Origin of the sequence: Caldithrix abyssi DSM 13497 (assembly GCF_001886815.1) — a bacterium.
Lineage (GTDB): Bacteria > Calditrichota > Calditrichia > Calditrichales > Calditrichaceae > Caldithrix > Caldithrix abyssi.
In genome coordinates this window covers 4,069,311-4,093,709 of the sequence record NZ_CP018099.1, presented here as the reverse complement: position 1 = coordinate 4,093,709, position 24,399 = coordinate 4,069,311, and the positions used below count along the sequence as shown (strand labels likewise).

The window sequence follows — 24,399 nt, the reverse complement described above, 5'->3', positions numbered from 1 at the left end:
AGAAAATAGCAATTAAAATGAAAAACCCTAAAATTACCGTTTTAATTTTAACACCCTATTTTTTACCGGGATATAAGGCCGGAGGTCCGATCCAGAGTTTACGAAATCTGATATCGCATCTATCAAATAGGATAAACTTCAAGATCATAACGCCCGATCATGACCTGGGAGAAAAAAAGGCCTATTCAGGAATTACCAGTGATCGCTGGAACCGTGTTTATGGAGTTGATGTTTTCTATCTTTCCGATAAAAATATGACTTTGCCTAAAATTGGCCATTTAATAAAAAATACGAATCATGATGTCCGCTATTACAATAGTTTTTTTTATCCATATTTGACGATTTATCCCCTGTTGCTAGAAAAGATGCGAAGGATACCGCGTATGCCTTCTATTCTGGCGCCCAGAGGAGAAATGGCGCCGCGAGCGTTACAACTAAATAAAAGTAAAAAAAAAATATTTTTAGGTGTGGCGCGTCTATTAAATCTCTATTCCAATTTAAACTGGCAGGTTTCCAGCAAACACGAAAAAGAGCAATTACGTAAAATATTGAGTGTGAATAGTAACCGAATAGAGATTATTCCCAACCTCCCGCCCAAGCTTGATTTTGATGTAAAACCACGAAAATCTTCAAAAGAAAGCGGTAAGGTGCGCCTTGTTTTTATAAGCAGAATTGCGCCCATAAAAAATTTATCCGGGGCTTTAACGTTGTTGAAAAAGGTGCGGGGGCAGGTGACGTTCGATATTTACGGGCCTAAAGAAGACCGGACATATTTTGATTTGTGTATGCGTTTAAAAAAAGAACTTCCGAATAACATTCTGATAAATTATCACGGACCGGTTAGTCATGATCAGGTAGCAACCGTATTGCAGCAATATGATTTTCTCTTTTTCCCAAGCAAAGATGAGAATTTTGGACATATTATTTTAGAAGCATTTCTTTCTGGAACCCCTGTAATCATTAGCGATCGGACACCCTGGTTGGAGCTGGATAAATATCAGGCCGGCTGGGCAATCGAATTGGAAGATAGACAAAGATTTGCAGAAGTGTTGAATTATTGCGTAAAAATGAACACCAGCGAACATCAAAAGCTTTGTGAAGGGGCGATGAACGTTGCGTTGAACTATTTGAATGATGGGCGTATTGTAGAAAAAACGTTTGAAATGTTCGCCAGATTAGCAAGATGAGGATGAACAGGATGGATTACCTGAAGCAAAAAACGATCATTAAAATAAAGAAGATTGCCAGATATTTAAGATTATATGGTGTTAAAAGAACCTGGATTAAAGTGCAGGGCCAACTTCATTTAAAAAGAACTTACGCGACTTTACCAGAACGTTCCACGAAATTTAGCCCGAAACAAAAAGTAGCGCTTATCGGTTGCGGTAACTTTGCTTTTACCACGCTGGCTTATTACCTGAGAAATCGATTCGGAAACGTGATAGGCGCCGCGATGGATATTAACCTTAATAGGGCGGCTTCACTGGCTCAGTATTATAAAGTCCCTTTTTTTACGGATGATTTTGAAGAAGTTCTGAATAATGATCAAATAGAAATGTTGTATATTGCTTCTGATCACGCCAGCCATGCGGAATATGCCATAAAAGCGCTGGAAAAAGGAAAACATGTTTATATTGAAAAACCGCATGTGGTTAGTGAAATTCAACTTGAACGATTAATGGAACAAATTAAAAAAGAAAAAGCGAAGGTTTTTTTGGGCTTTAACAGGCCCTCGAGTCATTTGGGACAGCTTGTTTTTAAATACTTAAACGAACAACCGGGAACAGGGATTTACAACTGGTTTGTCGTCGGTCATAAATTGGAGGAAGATCACTGGTATTTGAGGCCGGAAGAAGGCGGAAGAGTTCTGGGCAATTTGTGCCACTGGACGGACTTTTTACTCTACCTAATCCCCGAGGAGCAAATTTATCCGATAGAGATAAATCCAACGCGCGGGAATAAAGCGGATATTGATATTGCCGTAACGTTTAAATTTGGCGAAGGCAGCATTGGCGCCATTACGTTTTCAGAAAAAGGCGACTCGTTTGAAGGCGTTAGAGAAAAATTCAACGCGCAAAAAGGCGATTGTATTCTGTCATTAAACGACTTTCAATCTTTAGTAGTGGATATAAAGGAAAAAAAGGTTAAACATTCGCAGTTTTATCGCGATCAGGGACACCGAAGTAATGTGATTAACGCCTATTTAAGTGTATTTAAAAACGAGGATTACGATTTTAAAAAAAATTCCAGGCATATCTTAAACAGCGCCTGGGTGTTTTTAAAAACCAAGGAGGCGCTGGAGAAAAACGAACGACTGATTATCAACCAATAAGTCTCGAATATAAAAATAATAAATGATTAATAATCCCAATGTTGATTATATTTGAATTAAAATCAGAAAAAAAAGGTGAGAAAAATGAAACAACTGATCCAATATTTTAGAACCGGTGAATTAGAATTGATTGATGCGCCTGCGCCAAAGGCGCCCCCTCAAAGTCTGGTGATTGAATCGCGCAGAAGTCTGATTTCTGTGGGCACAGAAAAGATGATGCTCGATTTCGGAAAGGCTTCTTACCTGGCCAAAGCCAAACAGCAACCCGATCGTGTGAAACAGGTGCTGGACAAAATTAAAACCGAGGGATTAATCAGTACGGCGCAAGCTGTGTGGAATAAATTAAATGAACCCACGCATCTTGGCTATTCCAATGTGGGCGTTATTGTTGATAAAGGTCAATTAGTGGATCAATTTGAAATTGGTCAACGCGTGGTTTCCAACGGGCCACATGCCGAAATGGTTCGTGTTCCATGGACATTAGCGGCGGCTATTCCCGATTCGGTGAGCGATGAAGCCGCTTCTTTTACGGTGGCCGGTTCCATTTGTCTGGAGGGTGTGCGGCTGGCCAATCCGACCATTGGCGAAACGGTGGTTGTGGTAGGTCTGGGGCTGTTGGGGCAGCTTACGGCTCAAATTTTGCAGGCCAATGGCTGCCACGTGCTGGCTTTTGATGTTATCAAAGAAAAGGTTGAATTTGCCAAAACATTTGGAATTGAGGCTGCTCAATCTAAATCAATCCCGGAAAATATTGAGTACGTTCTGGGAAAGACAAATGGTCTCGGCGCCGATGCCGTGATTATTACCGCTTCAACAGCTTCGGAAGACGTTCTCAGTCAGTGCGCATTGATGTCACGCAAACGCGGAAGAATTGTGTTGATTGGCGTTATTCCCATTACCGTGCCGCGTAATTTATTCTATGAAAAAGAACTTACCTTTCAGGTGAGCAGCGCTTACGGTCCGGGACGCTACGATCCACAGTATGAAGGCGGGAACGATTACCCCTTGCCCTATGTGCGCTGGACAGCTAAACGCAATATGGAAGCTTTTTTGTTTTTACTGGAGCAAAAGAAGATTCACGTTGACCGATTAATCACCCATCGCTTTCCCTTTGAACAGGCCGTTAAAGCCTACGAAACCATTGAAAAGGAAAATCCGATTGGCATAATTTTAGAGTACCAGGGACAGGTTAAAAGAGATTCCATGGTACATTTTCAGCCATTGCCCGATAAAGCCAAACAAAAAGTCGATAAACTGAGCATCGGCTTTATTGGCGTGGGAAATTTTGCTAAATCCATGTTGTTGCCCCATTTAAAAAAACTGGGCGCGCCCCTTCAAATGGTTGCTTCTTCTGATGGTCTAAGCGCCAGCGTGGCCGCTAAAAAATTCGGCATCCCCAAAGCAACCTCAGACCATAATCTTGTTTTGCAGGATCCGGAAATTAATACGGTGTTCATCAGCACGCGGCACGATTCTCATGCCAGACTGGTGATCCAGGCCTTACAGAACAACAAGCACGTGTTTGTAGAAAAGCCGCTGGCTGTAACCCTGGAGCAATTAAAAGAGGTGTACCAGGCCGCAAAACAATATCCGGAGCAACATTTAATGGTCGGTTTTAATCGTCGTTTTTCGCCTTTTAGTCAAAAGTTGAAAAGAGCGCTTGAGGAACGCGGGAATCCGATTTCGATCATCATTACCGTCAATGCCGGATACATTCCACAGGAACACTGGGTGCATGACCCTGTGATGGGCGGCGGCCGCATTATTGGCGAAGGCTGCCATTTTATTGATCTGGCGCGTTTTTTTGTTGGGGCGTCCATTAAAACGGTGCAGGCGCTTTCCACCCATGGTCATTCAGAAACCGACGAAGACAAGACCATGATTTTATTAAGTTTTGAAGATGGCTCGCAGGCTTGCATCCATTACCTGGCCAATGGGCATGCGCGCTTTCCCAAGGAACGCGTGGAAGTGTTCAGTTCGCAACGCGTGTTTCAGATTGACAATTTTAAAAGTTTGGTCAGCTACGGCTCGCCGGTTAAAGAGACGGGCTTAAAGCAGGATAAAGGCCATTTTCAGGAGATAAAGAGATTCCTGGAGAGTGTGGAAAAATCAGGCCAACCGCTCATCCCTGCAGAAGAGCTGTTTGAAGTGCATCTGGCCACTTTGCTTGTCGAACAGGCGAAAATTGAACAAAAAGCGATGTCGCTTTCTGCTTATTGGAAAGAGTTGGATTCAAATTAAGGAAGAAGGCCCCTTGTTCTGCTTTGTGCACATAGAGAAAGCCGCAGGGATTACCTTGCATTCAATTTTCAAGAACAATACGTTCCGATACATTACATTATCTCCCTGGGTCCTTCGGGCCAATGACCCGGAAAACGTTTTTTCAACTCAGGAAGCGAAAATATTTTTCAAATTATTCCCCTACTTTCATGGTTTTGGCGGACATACCACGCGCGTTTACTTAAATTACGAACAAGCCGTTGGTAAAGACATCGTCTATTTTACATTTTTACGCCACCCGGTAGAACGTTTTATTTCACAATATTTTTATCATAAACAGATTATGCACATTGATTGGGATATTCAATCTTTTATTCAAGACGGACATTTCAATAATTTTATGACCAAAAGGATTTGCGGAAAAGATGATGCCGGTCTGGCCATTCAATATTTGAAGGAGAAATTTAAGTTTGTAGGCCTGGTGGAACAATTTGACGAATCCTTATTATTGTTAAAATATTTCCTGCGCCTGAACGGTTACAACATGCATTATGAGATTCAAAATGTGAACAGACAAAAAAGCAACCAGCAAATTTCGAAAGAAACCCTGGAACAAATAAAAAAAATGAATCAGAACGATTTGCAAATTTATGAATTTGTAAAAAAAACGCTTTTCCCGCAATACCGAAAGAACTATGGCCCTAACTTAGAGAGCGACCTCTTGAAATTCAAACAGGAACAGCCATTTTTCCGTTTTAATAAAATGAAGCTGCTATTTCACGGTATTCTCAGACACGGAATGTATCGGCCTGTGGAAAAATGGTTACACCATAAGTATGGGTACCAAGCTCAAAAACAGCAATTAAGCTGATGCAAAATTAAATATTTCATGCTAAATTTTCTATTAAACTATTTTTTAGATTTAGAGTTAAATTTTTTAAGTGCACTTTTCTTTCATTTGCCTGTGGTTTTGATTATATTATTGGTAACGTATTGAGGTTAAAAGATGTTAGATACTTTTAAAATTTACGAAGAATTAAAAGAAAATTTTGGCGAGCAGGCTGCCTCAAAGCTAACAGAGGTGTTGGGGCAAATCTATCAGGATTTGTCAGATGCTGTGACAAAGAAAGAGTTCAATGAATTAAAAGAGGTCGTCGCTGATTTAGCAGAGGCGCAAAAGCGCACCGAACAACGTCTCGATGAGTTGACAGGACGCGTCAATGAATTAGTCGAAGCACAAAAGCGCACCGAACAACGTCTTAGTGAGTTGGCGGGACGCGTCAATGAGTTAGCCGAAGCGCAAAAGCGCACCGAACAACGTCTTGATAAGTTGGCGGGACGTGTCAATGAATTAGCAGAAGCACAAAAACGCACTGAGCATCGATTGGAAGAACTGGCGCAAGCACAGAAGCAAACAGAACTGCAAGTTCAGAAATTAACCAGACGCGTTGGTAATATTGAAGACCAATTGGGTGGTATTAGCAATACCATTGGCTATTCTCTTGAAGATCGTTCCTTTGAACCTTTGAGAAAATTGCTGGAAGATGAATTTGCCATCAAAGTGCCTCGATTAATCCGTAGAAATATTGTTTATCCCTCCGGGAAATTTGATGAAATCAATATTTACGGCGAAGGGCGAAAAAACGGCGACGAGATCATCGTGATTGGCGAAAGCAAGGCCCAGTTCGGCTTAAAAGATGTTAAGCAATTTTTGAAACTTTTGGCAAGAGTAAAAAAACATTTGGATAAACCGATTTTTCCTCTGGCTCTGGCTTATCAGTTCCATCCCCGCGCCGAGGAAGAATTAAAAAACCAAAAGATTAAATACTACTGGTCTTACGAATTGAAATAAAAAATCTTACTTTTTAATAAAACGCTTAATTCAAGTTTTTAGCTTTTCCCTGAGTTTCTCTTTCTTGCTTTTTGTAACAGGCTGCAAGCCAGCGACTTTTTTTCGTGCTTCTAATACGAAAATATTTTAATAGTTGCCTGACTCATGCCACCAAAATTAAACATTGGCGATGATTTTAAACTGGCGTAATTGAAATCCCCAAAATTTTATTTTTTCTAAAAAAAATCGTACCTTTTTAACGTTGTTTACTAAAAAAATGGATTGAAATTCACATGAAATGGTTGCTTTACTGGCATACGCTTAAATTTTTAAAACCGGTCCAAGTCGTCGGCCGCTTAAACTTTGTTTTAAAAAGGACTCTGTTAAAACCGGCCATCGTGAAGAAGGTTAAAAAACAAAGGTTTTCAGGATTGCCGCTGCCCCTAAATTTAACAAAACGATGTTATTCAAAGTACGCCGTACAGAATTTGTCTGAAAACAAATTTGAATTTTTGAATATTGAAAGCATTTACAAAGAAAAAATTTGCTGGTCTGACGCGACCAAACCCAAACTCTGGTTGTACAATCTACATTATTTTGAATATCTTATCCCCTTAACTCATGATGTGAATCAGAAAAATTTTGACCTGGCGAAAGAAATTCTTGAAGACTGGATGGAAAATAACCCAATAGGGCAGGGTATTGGTTGGGAACCGTATCCTATTTCCTTACGCGCCGTTAACTGGATTTTTTTCTACGATGCCTATCTCGATTTTTTTAAGCAAGAGCCTTCACTCAGCAAAAAATTTTTAACCAATCTTTTTCAACAGGTGGACTATTTAACTCATTTTTTTGAAAAGCACCTGCAGGCTAATCATCTCTGGGTCAATGTAAAAACTCTGCTTTTTGCCGGCTTGTTTTTTGATGAACAGCGCTGGATTAAAAAGGGGCTTCGCCTGGTCCGAAAAGAACTGGAAAAGCAAGTTTTAGCGGACGGCGGTCATTACGAACGCAGCCCCATGTACCATGCGTTAGTTTTAGTAGATGTGCTTGATGTTATTAATTTAATCTCTGTCAGGAAGTCATTCCGAACGGAGTTTGAGCATAGCTTATTAAAATTTAACGAAGAATTAATCGATAAGGCTCGATTGATGTGGCATTGGCTGGAAACGATTACCCAACCGGCTGGACAATTACCGCTTATGGGCGATACGGCCCTGGGCATTGCGCCTTCGACTAAACAAATTGGACAATATTTTACACAAGTTTTAAAAGAGCCGCTTCAGCAGAAAAAGACAGCAAGCAAACGAGCATTACCCCAAAGCGGTTATTTTGTTTATCGTGATGAAGTCCTGTTTCTGCTGATTGATGGCGGGGAGTTAGGAGTCAGCTATCAACCCGGCCATGCCCATTGCGATTTTTTGAGTTACGAATTCTCTGTAAAGGGCCGGCGTATTATTGTTGATTCAGGTATTGGCGAATATTTGCCAGGTAGGTTGAGAAATCAAGCGCGCAGTATTTACAGTCATAATACGCTGGTGATTAATGGCCTGGAACAGGGGGAAATCTGGTCGGCCTTTCGCATGGGGCGGCGCATCGTTCCGGAGGACGTCCAATATAAACTCGAACCGGTTTTCGAATTTCGGGGGGCGTATTACAATAGACTGAATAAAAAATTAGCGTACTGGCACCAGCGCACCATCCGAATAAACCAGGCTATTGAGTTTGAAGATCAATGGAAGACAAAAAAATTACAGGTTGTTGAAAATTTAATTCACCTACATCCAGAATGTCAGGTGGAATTCGCATCAGGTGTTGTGCGCATCAAACGTGATGACCTCTTGCTAAGCCTGGTCTTTGACGGGCAAAAGGTAAAGGCCGAATTACGCGATTGGTTTTATGTCCCTGAATTTGGTAATGTATTGCCTGCTTCAATGATTGTTCTCCAGCCGAAGGAAAGAGAGGCGACAGAGATGCGTTATCGGATTAACTTGCTTTAACCAAACAATCATTGCCCAATGAGCACCTACACCACTAAAGTAGCATAGCTGCAACAAAAACTTTTCATCAGGGATTTAAGCAACCACAGAGAGCGCGGAGAGGTCACAAAGGGCGCAATGAATATTTTAAATTAAATTACCCTTGCTTGCTCGCTCGATTCTCACTCCCATACAAAAGATCAGGGAATGAACGTACTTGTAAGGGCGAAGGATTTCCAACCCTACTTTATCCAGAGTGTTTTTTTTATTACTAAAGATTAATGCTTGCCAGCGCTGAATTGTTCTTGGAAATCCTTCGCCCCTACATAAACGGTGGTAGGAATTCACTATATTTACAGAAACAAATTTGGAATGACAGACTAACTATTCAACCATTCAACTAATTAACTATTCAACCAATACAGCAGCGCAAAGATTTTCGAACGCTAATGCATTACATTTTTTAAAGGAAGTACTCTAAAGCAGTGAAGCCGCAACCAAAATCAACCGCAACGCGCGCAAAGTAATTTTCTCGCAGATTACGCCAATAATCGCAGAAAAGGATTTAACATTTAAGACAAAAGATAAACAAAACCGGCGCTATTTACGCCCGAGGGTGTCTCAAAAGCGATATCAAATGTAAATTTATAAAAATATATGAAAAAGTTTACAATAGCCCTCACCCCCTTCCCGATTTCGGGAGAGGGGGAATTAAAGGGGGTGAGGGAAAGAAAAACTTTATAAAAATACATTTTCTCTGACTTTTGGGACAGCCCCGGGCTGGGGGATGAGTTTTAAAAGCAGCGCAAAAATTTTCAAATCCAGCCCGGGCGGGATTGATCTTTCATTGGAAGTATCCTAACCATTCCGATTTAGCTCGCTTCTGATCAACGAATGATGACGTTTTTTTTGGCACAGATCATAGATTTGCACTTAATAAAGCCTGCTGGTAAATTTACTTTTTAATATAGCCGGGAGAATGGTATTTAAGGAGTAGATTTTTGCGCATACTTTATCTTTCACAATATTTTCCGCCAGAAATGGGCGCTCCTTCGGCGCGCGTTTACGAGCTTTCCAGGCACTGGGTTAAAAACGGCGATCAGGTTACGGTCTTAACTAGTTTCCCCAATCATCCCACGGGCGTTATTCCGCCGGAATATCGTGGGTATCGTTTTCTGGAAGAGGAAAAAGACGGCATCCGCATTGTCCGCACCTATATTTTTGCCGCCCCTAACAAGGGATTTTTTAAGCGCGTTTTATCTTACATTTCCTTTATGTTTTCCAGCGTCATTCAGGGGACGCGTAAAGTCGGCAAACAGGATGTGCTTATTGCCACCAGTCCGCAGTTTTTTGTGGGCATTGCCGGATATTTCATCAGCCGTTTAAAGGGCATTCCTTTCATTTTCGAAGTGCGTGATTTGTGGCCGGAGTCCATTGTTCAGCTTGGGCAGCTTAAAAACAGGTGGTTGATCCGCTTTCTGGAATGGATTGAAATGACGCTCTATCGCAAGGCCATTCACATCGTGGGCGTGGCTGACTCTACTGTGGACATTTTAACAGCCCGCGGCGTGCCTGCCGAAAAAATTACGATCATCAAAAACGGCGTTGATCTGGAGCTGTTTCACGGCAACGGCGATTCCGGCGCGTTAAAAGAAAAATACGGCTTTGGCGGCCGCTTCATTGTTTCGTACATTGGCACGCACGGCCTGTCGCATGCACTGGACCGGGTGCTGGATACGGCAAACCTGTTAAAAGATGAAAGGGATATTCTCTTTTTACTGGTGGGCGAAGGCGCGGAAAAGGAAAATTTAATCAAAAAAGCCAGAGAGTTGAATTTGCAAAACGTTAAATTTCTGGATCAGATCGATAAAAAACAATTGCCCGATTTTTACGGACTGTCGGACATCATTCTGGTTACTTTGCGGGATTTACCACTGTTCCGCAGTGTGATCCCATCTAAAATTTTTGAGATTATGGCCATGGCCCGTCCCATTATCATCAGTGTGGATGGCGAATCCCGCCGTTTGGTGGAAGAGGCTGGCGCCGGCGTTTTTTCACAGCCGGAAGACGCCTCAATGCTGAAGGAAAAGATTCTTGAACTTAAAAATAATGCGCAGTGGCGAAAGCAACTGGGCGCCAATGGCAGAAAATTTGTAGAAGAACATTTCGATCGCAATAAATTGGCCGCACAATACCAGCGGCTACTTCACCGCTTAATTAAACATGGGACAAACGATGCGTAAAATAGTTTTAATGGTCTTGATCTTCGCGGGGCTCATTGCTAATCTACCAGCGGGCAACCCTACATCTGTACCGTTGAGTAATCCGGTTTACGAGTTTCTGGAGCGGATGGAAACACTGGGTTTTGTCAAAGACGTGTTCAACGGCATCAAGCCTTTCGATCGGGCAGAAGTGGCGGCCTATCTGCAGGAAATCGCCGAACGCCGCAGCCAGTTAACGGCTATTGACCGCAGAAGGCTGGACGATTTTTTACTCGACTTTCGCTGGGAGATTAACCGTGCGCAACGCAATCCGCTGGTACCCGAGGGGCAAAACTGGTATTCCATTTTAGCCAGCTGGAATAATTTTAAAAAAGATTTTCGGCGCTTTTTTCAGCAAAACTTTCCGGAAGAAGAAAATCATGTGTTTTTGTGGGAGCGCGGCAACGATAATTTTTATTTCGACTACGAACAGGGAGCGGACATTCAGGCCCATACCGATGGCATGACGCGCTCGGCAAGCTGGCAAACTTACAAGTTCCGTGGCGTGCTAAACGAAAACTTTGGTTACCATTTTGAAGTCAGTTTGCAGGGCTTGCGCGGCAACAATAGCGCATACATTCAAGAACATCCCATTTTAAAAGGCGGTTGGACCGGGTTGAGCGACGACGAAGTTCGTTATTCCGATTTTACAGGCGGCGAACTGGCCTTTCATTCCCGATATTTTGACTTCCGCTTTGCTCAGCAAGAAATAACCTGGGGATACGGAGAATCTGGCCAGCTTATTCTGTCAAATAATACGCCGCCCTATCCTTACTTAAGCGTTAGCAAAAACTGGGGCTGGTTTAAATTCATTGCCCTGCACGGTAAGCTGCAATCTTTCTGGGCTGATACGCTTGACGACGGTTATAAGGTCTTTCCCGATAAATGGCTGGCCGCACATCGGCTGGAAATGAGCCTATGGCACAAAGTGACCATTGGTTTAAATGAGTGTTTTATTTACGGCAATCGTTACGCTGACTGGGCGTATTTACTGCCCTTTAATTTTTACCGCGCCGTGCAGCACAAGCTGCGCGACCGCGACAACGCCACCATTGCCATTGATGCCGAATATCTGGTACGGCCCGGCTTTAAAGTTTACGGCACGGTCTTTCTGGACGAGTTTCGGCGGAGCAAAATTGGCACCAATTGGTTCGGCAACAAACAGGCCTTTTTGTTTGGCTTCTGGTGGGTGGATCCGTTCCGCCTGGCCAACCTTTCTTTAAGATTTGAATACACGGCCATCATGCCCTGGGTTTACACGCACAAGTACCTGATCAACGCCTACGTTTCGGATCAGCGCAGCCTCGGGCACTGGGCCGGCCCCAATTCCGAGTTGTATTATCTGCATGTGCAAAAGGATTGGCACGCCCGCTTGCGCAGCGGACTGAAATTGCAGCAGTACAAGCACGGCGATAATTATCCGAATGAAAACATTGGCGGCGACATCTTAAAAGGGCGCTCTGTGTTGCTGGGCAGTCAGACCGAGCCGCGGGAAACGCGCAAGTTTTTAGAAGGCATTTTAACCACGCGTCAAACGGCACAGTTTTACGCCACCTATGAAATTTTTAACGATTTCTATCTAAAGGGCGCGTTTACAATCGGGCGTTTAAAGATTGAAGAGCGGGAAAGCGCCTATCAGGAATATTTCGTCGGGCTGGCGTTGAAATATTAAAAACAGAAACATTTAAAATGATTCTAAAAGAATCTGAAACCGTTGAGTTAAAGAAGTCAACGAGTTCATTAAAGCAGGCTTTAATTTCCATTTTGGCCATTCTGAACAAACATGGCGGGGGAGAGCTCTACTTTGGCGTTGAGAATAGCGGACAGGTGGTGGGGCAACAGGTTACGGAAAGCACATTGCGTCAGATATCGCAAAAGATTTCCGAAGGTATTGAACCAAAAATTTTCCCCTTGATCGAAAAAGTCAATTTGCAGGGCAAGGTATGTATCCGCATACAATTTGAAGGCAGGGAGCGCCCCTATTTTGCCTTCGGCGTTGCTTATATCAGGGTGGCGGATGAGGAGCGTAAGCTATCGCCCAATGAATTGAAACGATTTATTTTAGAAAGAGACATCTATTCTCGCCGCTGGGATACGGAGTTAACGGACTTACCGGTTGAAATGATCGAGAAAGAAGTGTTTAATGAGTTTTTGAGCAGAGCAAAAGAAGTTAATCGATTAAAATTAAGCACGGTTGACTGGCGCCAGAATTTAAACAAACTAAACCTAATAAAAAATGGTAAATTGACTCATGCCGCAAAATTTCTTTTTACCAGTGCGCATGATATTGAAATTCAATGCGCGGTTTTTGCCGGTGCCGATCGTGTGACGTTTCTGGATTTTAAGAAGTTTGAGGGAAATTTATTTTTACTGCTGGAGGCGGCGGAAAATTACATTAAAGAGAAGATCAACTGGCGCGTCGAATTTGATGAAACGATGAAACGCAAAGAAGTGCCAGAAATTCCGCTGGCCGCCGTGCGCGAGGCGCTGGTTAATTCGCTGGTACATCGCGATTTTGCCAATCCAAAGGGAAATGAAATCGCCATTTTTAAAGACAGAGTGGAAATTTACAACCCCGGCACCTTTCCGCCTGGGCTAAAACCGGAAGATTTTATCAGCGGCAAGGAACGCTCCTATTTGCGAAATCCGAAAATTGCAGAGATATTTTATTTTACCAAAGACATTGAACGCTGGGGCAGTGGGCTGGAAAGAATCCACAAGGCGTGTTTAAGTAATGGCGTTACGGTAAAGTTTAATCTGTTGAAGACGGGTTTTTTGGTTACTTTTGAAAGACCAGAGCTAAAGTCTAAAGATTATGGCAGGACTGTGGAGAAAACTGTGGGAAAAACTGTGGAGAAAATTTTGCATGCTATTAAAGAGAATCCTGAAATAACAACACTTCAATTGGCTGAATTGCTCGGTTTGAGTAGAAGAGGTATTGAATGGAACCTGGCCAGGTTAAAAAAACAAGGCAAAATTAAGCGCATCGGGCCGGCCAGGGGCGGGCACTGGCAGGTGGTCGAAAAATAAAAATTTAGCAAAGTGAAAGCGCATGGTGGAAAATCAAAAAATAATTTTTTCGTTAATCTTTCTTCTCTCGCTGGCTGCCGGACTTATGGCAACCTATTTTGTGCGCGCTGTTGCGCGACGCTTTAAAATAGGCGAAATGCCCGATCCGCGTAAGGTGCACAAAACCTTTATGCCGCACATGGGCGGGCTGGGAATTTACACCGGTTTTTTGGTGGGCGTCTTTAGTTCGGCCTGGCTGCTGCCGGAAATTTACGTTCAGCTCGTCAAGCAATTCGGCGGCATCTTGCTGGCTTCGGTGGTCATTGTTGCGCTGGGCGTTTACGACGATTTAAAAGGCCTTTCGGCGGGGAAAAAGTTTTTTGGCCAATTTTTGTCGGCCACCATGATCATCCTCTCTGGCTGCGTCATCGAGCGCATTAGCCTGCCCTTTGCCATGGATATTGAGCTGGGATGGCTGGCCGTTCCCATCACCTATTTGTGGCTGATTGGCGTTAGCAACGCTGTGAATCTGCTGGACGGGCTGGATGGCCTGGCAGGGGGCATTAGCGCCATTGCCAGCGCCGTGTTCGCCGCCCTGGCTTATTTGAACGGCAACTTTGCTTTTTTTATTGTTAATCTGGCTTTGATTGGTGGTATTCTGGGCTTTTTAAAGTTCAACCGCCATCCGGCAACGATTTTTATGGGCGATACGGGCTCTTTGTTTTTGGGCCTGATTTTAGCGGCCATTAGCATTCGCGGTTTTGAAACCACGCCCGGCAGGATCGGTCTGCTGGTGCCCATGCTGGCGCTGGCCATTCCCATTGGCGATACCAGCGTGGCCTTTTTTCGCCGTTTAAATAAAGGAAAGCATCCCTTTAAGCCCGATAAAGATCATTTGCATCACCGCTTGGTGTACCTGGGGCTTTCGCATGCGCATGCCGTTTACATGATCTATTTAACAGGGGCCGCTTTTGGGATTACAGCCTTTTTACTCGCGCAGCATTATTTTTTAACGGGCGGCATCGCTCTGGCGCTGGTAACCGGGCTGGCCGCTTTTGGTTTAAAACGGCTTGGCTTTTTAGAGGCGGAGCGCACTAAAACGTATTACGGAGATCGTCTGATCTTCGAAGCGCAGCCCATGCCCGGCCCCCTTTCTGTAACGCGGTTGATCCATAAATTTTTATTGCTCTGCGTGGATATATTCACGGTTAACGCTGCCCTGTTCATGACCTGGTGGTTTCGCTTTCGCTCCGGATGGATGCCGTACGAAAGCGCCCCGTCGGCCAGCCTGGTGTTTGAGCCGACGGTCATGATTATTTTTACGCTGGGCTGGGTAGCGCTATTTTACATGAACAATCTGTACAATTTACGCTGGGATGTTTCGCGTTTCGATCATCTGCGGCGTGTTTTCCGAACCATTTTGTTTGGGGTGATCATTCTCTTTGTGTTAACCTTTAATCCGGCCGAACCGTTTTCTGAAGGCCGATTGAGTCTTTTGATTTACGGCGGATTTTTGCTGCTGCTGGTGAGCGCTGGTCGCCTGGCGGTGATCAATCTTGAAAAAAGATTAAAAATTTTAGAATACGCCCCGCACCGCACCCTTTTAATCGGTAATTCAACCAAAGCCAGGCGGTTGCTTAAAGACATCCGGCAAAATCCGCATCTGTTGTATGATGTGCGCGGTTATGTAACCAGAGAAGCGCAAGATAAGCACTTTGCCGGCCTGCCTTTTCTGGGGACCTACGACCAGTTGCCCGAAATCATTCGTCGGGAAGGCATTGAAGAAGTGATCATCGCTATTAATGAGCGTTCCCGGGATGAAATATTGAATCTGGTGTCGCGTATTGATTCGCCTTCGGTGATTTTTAAAGTCCTGCCGCAGATGTACGACGCCATTTCCGGACTGCGCACCGAAGAGGTCATCGGCCATCCGTTGATCCGATTGTTCCCTGAAGCCATGCGGCCCTGGCAATGGATGGTTAAGCGCCTGCTGGACATTACGCTCAGTCTGTTTTTGATGATTGCGCTGGCGCCGCTCTTTTTACTGATAGTGCTGCTGCAGCTGCTAAGTGGAATTCATCCGCCTTTTGAAGTGCAAAATGTGGTTGGCAAGCACGGACGGATTTTTGGCATGCTCAATTTTGCGACGGTCAATCGGCAGACCGGAAAACAACCGTTGATCGGCAGGCTGCTTTACAATAGCAGAATTTACAAGTTGCCGGCGCTGATCAACATCTTTCTGGGGAAGATGAGTTTTGTGGGCCCGCGGCCGGAAACCGTGGAAGTGGTGAAACATTTACGCCAGAAGATCAAATTCTACAACCGCCGTTTTCAGGTCAGGCCCGGATTAACGGGCTGGGCGCAGGTCAAATATCGTTACGAAGAAGCCCTGAAATACAAGCGCGATCAACTTAAACAGGATTTGTTTTATCTGGAAAATATGTCGCTTTCTTTTGATTTGCGGATTTTAATGCGTTCCTTTTTGATTTTTATGGGGCGTAAAGGAGCAAGATGAAGACAGAAGAAGTAGAAATCTCGGTCATCATTGTCAATTTTAACGTGCGGGAGTTTCTGGAGCAGACTCTGCTCTCGGTGCAGCGCGCTTTAAAAGACATTTCGTCGGAAGTCATTGTAGTGGATAACGCTTCGGTGGATGATTCGGTGCAGATGGTGCGCCGTCGTTTCCCCGAGGTGATTTTAATCGAAAACAAAAAGAATGTCGGGTTTTCGGCCGCCAATAATCAGGGGCTGGAAATAGCCCGCGGAAAGTTTATCGTGCTGCTTAATCCCGATACGATTGTGCAGGAGGATACGTTCAGCAAATTGCTTGATTTCTTTGAACGCACGCCGGAAGCGTCTGCCGCCACCTGTAAAATCATCAATCCGGACGGCACCTTTTCCATCGACTGCCGGCACAGCATTCCAACGCCGCTAACGGCCTTCTGGAAGGTAACCGGCCTGTCGCGTCTGTTTCCTAAAAGCAAAATCTTCGGCAGGTACAATTTAACCTATCTTGACGAGAATGACACTTACCAGGTGGAAGCGATTTCCGGTTCTTTTATGATGATGCGCCGCGAGATTGTGCAAAAGGTGGGCAAATTAGACGAAGACTTTTTTATGTACTGCGAGGACATCGACTACTGCTACCGTATTAATCAGGCCGGCGGCAAAATTTTTTACGTGCCGGATTCGCAGATCATTCATTACAAGGGCGAGAGCACTAAAAAATACAACCTGGATTATGTGATTACCTTTAATAAATCGCTTTACAAATTCTACAAAAAGCATTACCAAAAGCGCTATGTGTATCCTTTTAAATGGCTAATTGTGTTGGGCACTATATTGCGCGGAATCATGATTTTTATCAAAAATAATCTGGAGCTCTATTATCCGTTGTTGATCGATCTGGGGCTGTTGAATCTGATTCTTTTTGTTAATTTCTGGATTCGTTACGAGCTGCGCGGCGGATTTCATTTTAACGATTTTTTTAATCAATATATCATCATCAATCTGATCACCACCGTCGCTTTTTTTCTGTCCGCCCTGTTTTTCGAAACGGTTAAGCGCGATCGCTTTTCGGTGAGCAAGATTATTAAGGCCACGTTGACCACTTTTACCTTTGTTTCGGCTTTGACTTTCTTTTTTAAGCAATTTGCTTTTTCTCGATTTGTGGTGGTGGTTTCGGCCGTGGGAAGTATGATGGCCATGGTGTTGTGGCGTATTCTTTTGCGCGCCTTACGCCGCAAGACCACGTCGGCTTTGAGTCGCGATTACTTTTTAAAACGCACGATCATCGTCGGTTTTGATTCGGAGACGCGGAAATTGCTGGAAAAACTGCAGAAGTATGTGACTTCAAGCATTAAAATTCTGGGACTGGCCGCGCTTGAGCGAAAGGATGTGGGCAAATCTTTGAAAAGAATACCGGTGGTAACCACGCTTAAAGATTTGCCTGAATATATTCGCTTAAATCGCATTGATCTGGTGATCTTCACAACCCACCATCTGTCGTTTCAGGAAATTTTAACTACCATGTCCAGAGTGCAGAGGCCGGACATCGAGTTTAAGATGGTGCCCGATCATCTGGAGTTTATGATCGGCAAGTCCAATGTGGAGCGCCTGGACGCCCTGCCGCTGGTGGATATTGAGTTTGGCTATGGAAAACCGTTCAATAAAATCATTAAACGGCTGTTTGATCTGGGGTTGGCCCTGTTGTTGTTGATTGTTCTTTTGCCCTTCCATTTGTGGAATGTGTTAACAGGCGCAGGACGCATTGCCCAAAAAACGCTGATCGGCCAGGGCGGCAAAGAGATTCCCGTTTTAACCGCAGACAAAAAGGGATTGCGTTTTACGCTGAATCTATTAAACATTCTGGCCGGCAAAATTTCTTTTGTCGGCGCGCCCATGACATCCGACCATAAAAAAGCGCCCATTTATGACTACAAACCGGGTTTAACGGGCATTGTGCAATTAAACAGAGAAAAAATCACCGACGACGAGATGCGCGAGACCTACGAAGCACACTACATTAAAAACCAGGGTTTGTTTATGGACCTGGAGCTATTGATGAAGGCGGTTTGGGGAGAGAGGAATGGTTGAATGGTTGAATAGTTGCATAGTTGAATGGTTGGGTAGGAGGGGAGATGAAAATAACAAGTTTTACAGATCTTGACGTCTGGAAAAAAGGTAGGGAAATAAGAATAGAAATCTACAAGCTATGTAAAACACTTCCCAGAGAAGAAAAATTCGTGCTTATAGATCAAATGAAAAGAGCAGCCATATCAGTAACAGCGAATATTGCTGAAGGATTTGGAAGATATCATTTTAAAGAAAACATCCAATTTTTGAGAATGGCAAGGGGCTCCTTGTATGAATTATTGGATCATCTAATTACATGTAAAGATCAAAATTTTATTAAGGAAGAAAGTTTTAAAAAGATTGAAGATATTATATACACAAATATAAAAATGATAAATCAATTTATAAAATATTTAAACGGCAGGGAAAATACTAAAGGTAATTAATTCCTTTGTGCTTAATTCTTTATATTTACACAAAACTTAAATTGGTTTTTTTTAAAATATCCTTTTAAATTGAATAAAATAAATTTAGACCAATTCTCAAGTTTTAAAATCAAATAGATTTAAATCATATTAAAATGAAAAATAAATTAAAAATGGGCTCTACTGGGATTTTTGTGAAAAACAAAAATAATCCTTAGATTGAGTTTATGAAAGATAAAGAATTATTTAAACAGATTTTGGGACTTTCGCATCCCTGGGAAGTGTCTAAAGTTGACTTAGATATTGCGAATGAGGAAGTAGAAATAGAGATTATCTATAAGTCAAAAAAAGGTTTTTGTCCCGAATGCGAAGTGGAATATGATATTTATGATCATCGCGAAAAACGTCGTTGGCGGCATTTGGATACATGCCAAATGAAGACCTATATTGTCTGCAAAGTTCCCCGCATTAAATGCAAGGAACACGGAGTAAAAACGATCAAAGTTCCTTGGGCAGAAAAGTCGAGTCGAACGACTTTATTATTTGAACGTTTTGCTATTGAGTTATTACTGGCCTCCAAAAACCAGAGCAAAACGGCACAATTTTTACGGATCAGCTTTGATATGCTTCATCATATAATGAGCAAAGCAGTGGAACGCGGGCTATCACGCCGAACGGAAGAGGACATTAAATATATCGGGATAGATGAGAAGAGTATGAAAAGAGGTCATACTTATGTAAGCGTATTATCCGATAGTGAAAGAAGACGTGTAATAGATGTAAGTGAAGGTCGCACAACAAGCTCTGCCAGTTCCTTAATAAACAAGGGATTAACAGAGAAACAAAAGGAGGGCCTCAAAGCGGTCAGTATGGATATGTGGAAAGCTTTTATTAAAGCTGTTCAAAAGGAGCTTCCCAATGCTTCCATAGTGCATGACAAATTTCATATAATGAAGTATTTAAATGATGGAGTGGATAAAACCAGACGAGAGGAAGCCCGTAAATTACAAAAATCTAATGATAAAACCTTAGTGAAAAGTAAATATTTATTTTTAAAGAATCCGGAAAATATGACGGACAAGCAATTATCGCGTTTCAGAAAAATTCAAGAACTTAACCTTATCACTTCCCAGGCTTGGGCGGCCAAAGAGAACTTCAAAGAATTCTTTAGGAGTGAAACAATAAATGATGCGAAATTCTTTTTTGCGGAATGGTATCAGGATATTAAGGGACGTTCTTTAAATAAAATGATTAAAGTAGCAAAAATGCTCATTGCTCATTCAGATGGCTTATTAAACTATATAAGATATCAGATAGATAATTCAGTAGCCGAATGGTTGAACGGCAAGATACAGGAGATAAAAACAGTTGGTAGAGGCTTTAGAAAATTTGAAAATTTTAGGATAGCAATACTTTTCTTTCTTGGTAAATTAGACCTTTTTCCACAGGAATCCCAGTAGAGCCTAAAAATGAAACAGTTTCGAAAGCAATTTTACATACCGAAAATTTTAGCAAACAGAGAACGAATTCAACCATTCAACTATTCAACTATTAATCATAGAAAGGAAACTCCTATGTCAAACACTTACTTTGTGCATCCATCCAGCTATGTGGATGAGGGCGTGAAAATTGGCGAAGGAACGAAGATATGGCACTTTTCGCATGTGCAGAGCGGAGCGATTATCGGCAAAAAATGCACGCTGGGACAGAATGTAAATGTGGGCAATAATGTACGGATTGGCGATTACTGTAAGATCCAGAATAACGTTTCCATTTATGAAGGGGTGGAGCTGGAAGATTACGTGTTTTGCGGCCCGTCCATGGTCTTTACCAATATTTTGAATCCCCGCTGCGAGTTTCCGCAAAGGGGCGCGTCTTTTTATGTAAAAACTCTGGTTAAACACGGGGCTTCTATCGGCGCCAATGCCACCATCGTTTGCGGCAACACCATCGGTCGTTTTGCCTTTATCGCTGCCGGCGCGGTGGTTACCAGAGACGTACCGGATTACGCGTTAATGGTGGGCGTACCGGCCAAACGTGTGGGCTGGGTGAGTCGCCACGGCGAACGGTTGCCCAAAGCGGATGAAAATGGCATTATGGTCTGTCCTAAGAGCGGCTGGCGTTATAAGGAAGTGGAACCAGAAGTGTTGCGTTGTCTGGATTGGCCGGAGGATAAACCGGTTGTAGGGGAGGAATGATAAGGAATTAAGAATTACGAATTATCACGCGGAGCGGGAGGCTGTGCCCGAATTACGAATTGCGAATTATCACGCGGAGGGGAGGGCCGGGGTAGGATTGATGATTGACGAATGATCCGTTGGATTTCGGGTGAATGAGTGAGAAATATATGAGTTCAGTATAAAAACCACGAATTTCACGAATGGACACGAATATATTTTATGTAATTTAAATAAAAACAATAGTACCATTTAAATGAAATTCGATAATAATACCTTTTTAGAGTGGACTTATATATATTTTTTGAGGAATTATCATTCGAATGCAGGAGTTGTTGCGGATTTTGTATTCTGCAAAAGAGATCATCAAATCGATACCGGAGGGCCTGTTTTCGATTAAAATCGGATTCTTCGCTTTGCCACGGCAGAGGCATTCCGGGCCTTCTAAAAAGTGAAATTTTTCTATTAAAGTGGCAGATGAGGACGCCGATTATAGGGCATTGCAGAAAAAGAAGACAGGGACGCGGAGGTCTGTGTTGATTCTGCAAATCTGCCGGTTTAATCACAACATGGAATGAACGGCGTTTTAAATTAAACAATCATTCCGAAAAAATTAGAACAACAGGGACGTTTTTGCATCACAGGACGTGGATCACTTATATTGGTTATTGGTTTTTTGATGTGCATTCCATTGGGGATGTAATTGACGGGGCGGAGCTGTGTTCGGCGGGGATTGTGGAAGATTGACGGTTTGCATACAGTACACAGTAGGCAGTAAGCAGTAGGCAGTAAGAAGTGTCTCGTTCTGTCATTCTGATCCAGCCCTTGCCGGAGAAAAATCCTATTGCTGCCTGGAAGAGATTCTTCTCCCCGCTGAAGCGAGACTCAGAATGACAAAAGACGATTTGTCATTTCGAACGAAGTGAGAAATCTTTTAGCATCAATAAAAACGATTTAGCTTTTATTGGGGATGTTTTTAAAGCTGTAATTTACGCGCCTTTTACATTGGGATGAATGTTGTTGTTTTAAAACCCATCCCCACTACCCCCTTCCCTTTAAAAAAAGGAAGGGGGAGTTATGAGTTCTTCCCAAAAAGCGCGACATGTCATTTCGAACGCAGTGAGAAATCTTTTAACTTCAATAAAAACGATTTAGCTTTTATTGTGGATTTTTTAAAGATGTAATTTATGCGCCTTTTACATTGGGATGAATGTTGTTGTTTTAAAACCCATCCCCCCGCCCCCCTTCCCTTTAAAAAAAGGAAGGGGGAGTTATGAGTTCGTCCCAAAAAGCGCGACATGTCATTTCGAACGCAGTGAGAAATCTTTTAACTTCAATAAAAAACGATTTAGCTTTTATTAGGGATGTTTTAAAAGCTGTAATTTACACGCCTTTTACATTGGGATGAATGTTGTTGTTTAAAACCCATCCCCCCTACCCCCTTCCCTTTAAAAAAAGGAAGGGGGAGTTATGAGTTCGTTCCAAAAAGCGCGACATGTCATTTCGAACGAAGTGAGAAATCTTTTAGCTCCAATAAAAATAAGATAAGAGGTGAAAAAAATGGAAAACGCGGAATTAAAGCCCAAAAAGCTGTCTATGCAGAATACCAAAAAAGAGCTGTTGGACGCTTATAACGAGCTCGTAAAAAAGCTGGTGGAAAAGGAGAAGGGGCAGTTAAAGCCGGAGAAAATCGTTGAACAAAAACGTCAAAAGGAGATTGTTGATAAGGTTCAAGGCTTAAATTTAAAGCTGATTGAGCAGACGGTTGAATCCTTAAAAACGGAGCATCTTAAATTTCTTGAAGAATTGAAAAGTAGATTATACAGCGAGCTGGAAAAATTAGAAAGCATTCAACAGGCCATAGAGGTTAAAGAGAGAGAATTAAAAGAAATTTTTGAAATCGAGAAATCCGCTTATTCCCTTGCGGCTTTAATAGAAGCCCAGAATCAAAAGAAAGAAGAATTTGAAGCGGAGATGAATGAAAAGAAAAATACCCTGCTGCGTGAAATCGAAGAGACGCGCGCCCGGTGGGAAAAAGAGAAGGCCGAAAAGGAAGCGGAAATAAAGGAGCGCTTAAAGGAAGAAGAGAAAAGGCGTCAGAGAGAAAAAGAAGAGTATGAATACCATTTTAAGCGCGAAAAGCAGATGGCCCGGGATAAGTTAGAAGATGAATTGAAAAAGCGCGAAAAAGAATTTATGGAAAAACTGGAGCAAATGCGGGCGGACCTGGAAAGCCGTCAGGAGGTTATCAAGGCCAGAGAAAAAGAATTCGCCGAACTGAAAGCGCGCGCTGAGAAAATGGATGCGGAACTCAAAGCGGCAGTGGACAAAGCCGTTAAGGAAACAACCGTCAGACTGCAAAGCGAGTTTAAAAACCGCGAAGAACTGTTGAAAAAAGAATTTGAAGGCCAGAAGAATGTTCTGAGTACAAAGATCGCCAGCCTTGAAAAATTGGTAAAAGATCAGGAAGCCAAAATAGCGGAATTGAGCGCCAAGTTAGATAAGGCATATCAAAAGGTGCAGGAAGTGGCCATTAAAGCCATCGACGGTACGGCCAGTATGAAGTCTTTTAACGATTTACAGAAGATCCTTTCGGAAAAGACGGGCGGTAAAGGAGATTGATAATTTTTTATTTACTATTTGCTATTTAATATTTGTTATTTATGAGTTCGCTCTAAAAAGCGCGACATGTCATTTCGAACGCAGAGAGAAATCTTTTAGCTTCAATAAAAACGATTTAGCTTTTATTGGGGATTTTTTAAAGCTGTAATTTACGCGCCGTATAAATTGGGATGTGTGTTGTTGTTTTAAAACCCATCCCCACTACCCCCTTCCCTTTAAAAAAAGGAAGGGGGAGTTATGAGTTCGTCCCAAAAAGCGAGACATGTCATTTCGAACGAAGTGAGAAATCTTTTAGCTTCAATAAAAACGATTTAGCTTTTATGGGGGATGTTTTAAAATCTGTAATTTACGCGCCTTTTACATTGGGATGTATGTTGTTGTTTTAAAACCCATCCCCCCTGCCCCCTTCCCTTTAAAAAAAGGAAGGGGGAGTTATGGGTTCGTCCAAAAAAACGCGACATGTCATTTCGAACGAAGTGAGAAATCTTTTAGCTTCAATAAAAACAAACTAATTGCTGTCCAAAATAAAGTAAATCTCAAAAAAAGTACATTGTTATTTAAAGAGTTATGCTGCATCATTTACTAATTGCCTGTTCAGATCGATTTTAGGATCCCCCCTTTGGTTCCCCCCTTAGAAAGGGGGGATGTCCGCAGGACAGTAGGGATCAGGCGTACCGAGTTAGAGTTGCACTTTACAAAACTCCTATTTTGGACAGGTGTGAAACAAACTACCATATTAAAGGATTTTCTTACTCGAGTAGTAGAAAACGTGACATGTCATTTCGAACGCAGTGAGAAATCTTTTAGCTTCAATAAAAACGATTTAGCTTTTATGGGGGATGTTTTAAAAGCTGTAATTTATACGCCTTTTACATTGGGATGTATGTTGTTGTTTTAAAACCCATCCCCCCTGCCCCCTTCCCTTTAAAAAAAGGAAGGGGGAGTTATGAGTTCGTCCAAAAAAACGC

15 protein-coding genes are annotated in these 24,399 nt (G+C 42.6%); all 15 read left to right on the top strand.

The genetic code is table 11. From position 1 onward, the window contains the following. The first annotated feature begins 17 nt into the window (after positions 1–17). The 15 genes from Cabys_RS16030 to Cabys_RS15960 all read left to right on the top strand — a co-directional run bounded on the left by Cabys_RS16030 (position 18) and on the right by Cabys_RS15960 (position 23,431). Positions 18–1,187: a glycosyltransferase family 4 protein gene (locus Cabys_RS16030; RefSeq protein ID WP_006927200.1), complete on the top strand. Its 1,170-nt coding sequence runs from the start codon at positions 18–20 to the stop codon at positions 1,185–1,187. Between the two features lie 11 nt (positions 1,188–1,198). Then, on the top strand, positions 1,199–2,332 hold the full coding sequence (locus Cabys_RS16025; protein ID WP_006927199.1) for a Gfo/Idh/MocA family protein: 1,134 nt from the start codon (positions 1,199–1,201) through the stop codon (positions 2,330–2,332). Between the two features lie 84 nt (positions 2,333–2,416). Further along, entirely contained in the window at positions 2,417–4,573 is a 2,157-nt protein-coding gene (locus tag Cabys_RS16020) for a bi-domain-containing oxidoreductase (RefSeq protein ID WP_006927198.1), read from the top strand. 25 nt (positions 4,574–4,598) lie between these two features. Next, positions 4,599–5,423 carry a sulfotransferase family 2 domain-containing protein gene (locus Cabys_RS16015; protein ID WP_225868900.1) on the top strand — a complete coding sequence of 275 codons (825 nt, stop codon included), beginning with the start codon at positions 4,599–4,601 and terminating at the stop codon, positions 5,421–5,423. Positions 5,424–5,558: 135 nt separating this feature from the next. After that, positions 5,559–6,404 carry a hypothetical protein gene (locus Cabys_RS16010; protein WP_006927195.1) on the top strand — a complete coding sequence of 282 codons (846 nt, stop codon included), beginning with the start codon at positions 5,559–5,561 and terminating at the stop codon, positions 6,402–6,404. Positions 6,405–6,676: 272 nt separating this feature from the next. Beyond that, entirely contained in the window at positions 6,677–8,383 is a 1,707-nt protein-coding gene (locus Cabys_RS16005; RefSeq protein ID WP_006927193.1) for a heparinase II/III family protein, read from the top strand. 980 nt (positions 8,384–9,363) lie between these two features. Further along, positions 9,364–10,605, top strand: coding sequence for a glycosyltransferase family 4 protein (locus Cabys_RS16000; protein ID WP_006927191.1), 1,242 nt, complete (start codon positions 9,364–9,366; stop codon positions 10,603–10,605). A 10-nt stretch (positions 10,606–10,615) separates the two neighbouring features. After that, complete coding sequence (locus Cabys_RS15995) at positions 10,616–12,295, top strand: capsule assembly Wzi family protein (RefSeq protein ID WP_169833725.1); 1,680 nt, start codon at positions 10,616–10,618, stop codon at positions 12,293–12,295. Between the two features lie 17 nt (positions 12,296–12,312). Beyond that, a complete protein-coding gene (locus Cabys_RS15990; RefSeq protein WP_006927187.1) occupies positions 12,313–13,653 on the top strand; it encodes an ATP-binding protein in 1,341 nt (446 codons plus the stop codon). 22 nt (positions 13,654–13,675) lie between these two features. Continuing rightward, positions 13,676–16,147, top strand: coding sequence for a sugar transferase (locus Cabys_RS15985; protein WP_006927185.1), 2,472 nt, complete (start codon positions 13,676–13,678; stop codon positions 16,145–16,147). Next, the gene (locus tag Cabys_RS15980; protein WP_006927184.1) at positions 16,144–18,228 is read left to right on the top strand and encodes a glycosyltransferase; all 2,085 of its coding nucleotides are present in this window, start codon (positions 16,144–16,146) and stop codon (positions 18,226–18,228) included. Before Cabys_RS15985 ends, Cabys_RS15980 begins: the two co-directional genes overlap by 4 nt. Before the next feature lie 44 nt (positions 18,229–18,272). Then, positions 18,273–18,653 (top strand): four helix bundle protein, encoded by a 381-nt coding sequence (locus tag Cabys_RS15975; RefSeq protein WP_006927182.1) that lies wholly within the window; start codon positions 18,273–18,275, stop codon positions 18,651–18,653. 206 nt (positions 18,654–18,859) lie between these two features. Continuing rightward, positions 18,860–20,092 carry an ISL3 family transposase gene (locus Cabys_RS15970; RefSeq protein ID WP_006926671.1) on the top strand — a complete coding sequence of 411 codons (1,233 nt, stop codon included), beginning with the start codon at positions 18,860–18,862 and terminating at the stop codon, positions 20,090–20,092. 114 nt (positions 20,093–20,206) lie between these two features. Continuing rightward, complete coding sequence (locus tag Cabys_RS15965) at positions 20,207–20,830, top strand: acyltransferase (RefSeq protein ID WP_006927180.1); 624 nt, start codon at positions 20,207–20,209, stop codon at positions 20,828–20,830. Between the two features lie 1,539 nt (positions 20,831–22,369). Continuing rightward, positions 22,370–23,431, top strand: coding sequence for a coiled-coil domain-containing protein (locus tag Cabys_RS15960; protein ID WP_006927179.1), 1,062 nt, complete (start codon positions 22,370–22,372; stop codon positions 23,429–23,431). The last annotated feature ends 968 nt before the right edge of the window (positions 23,432–24,399 follow it).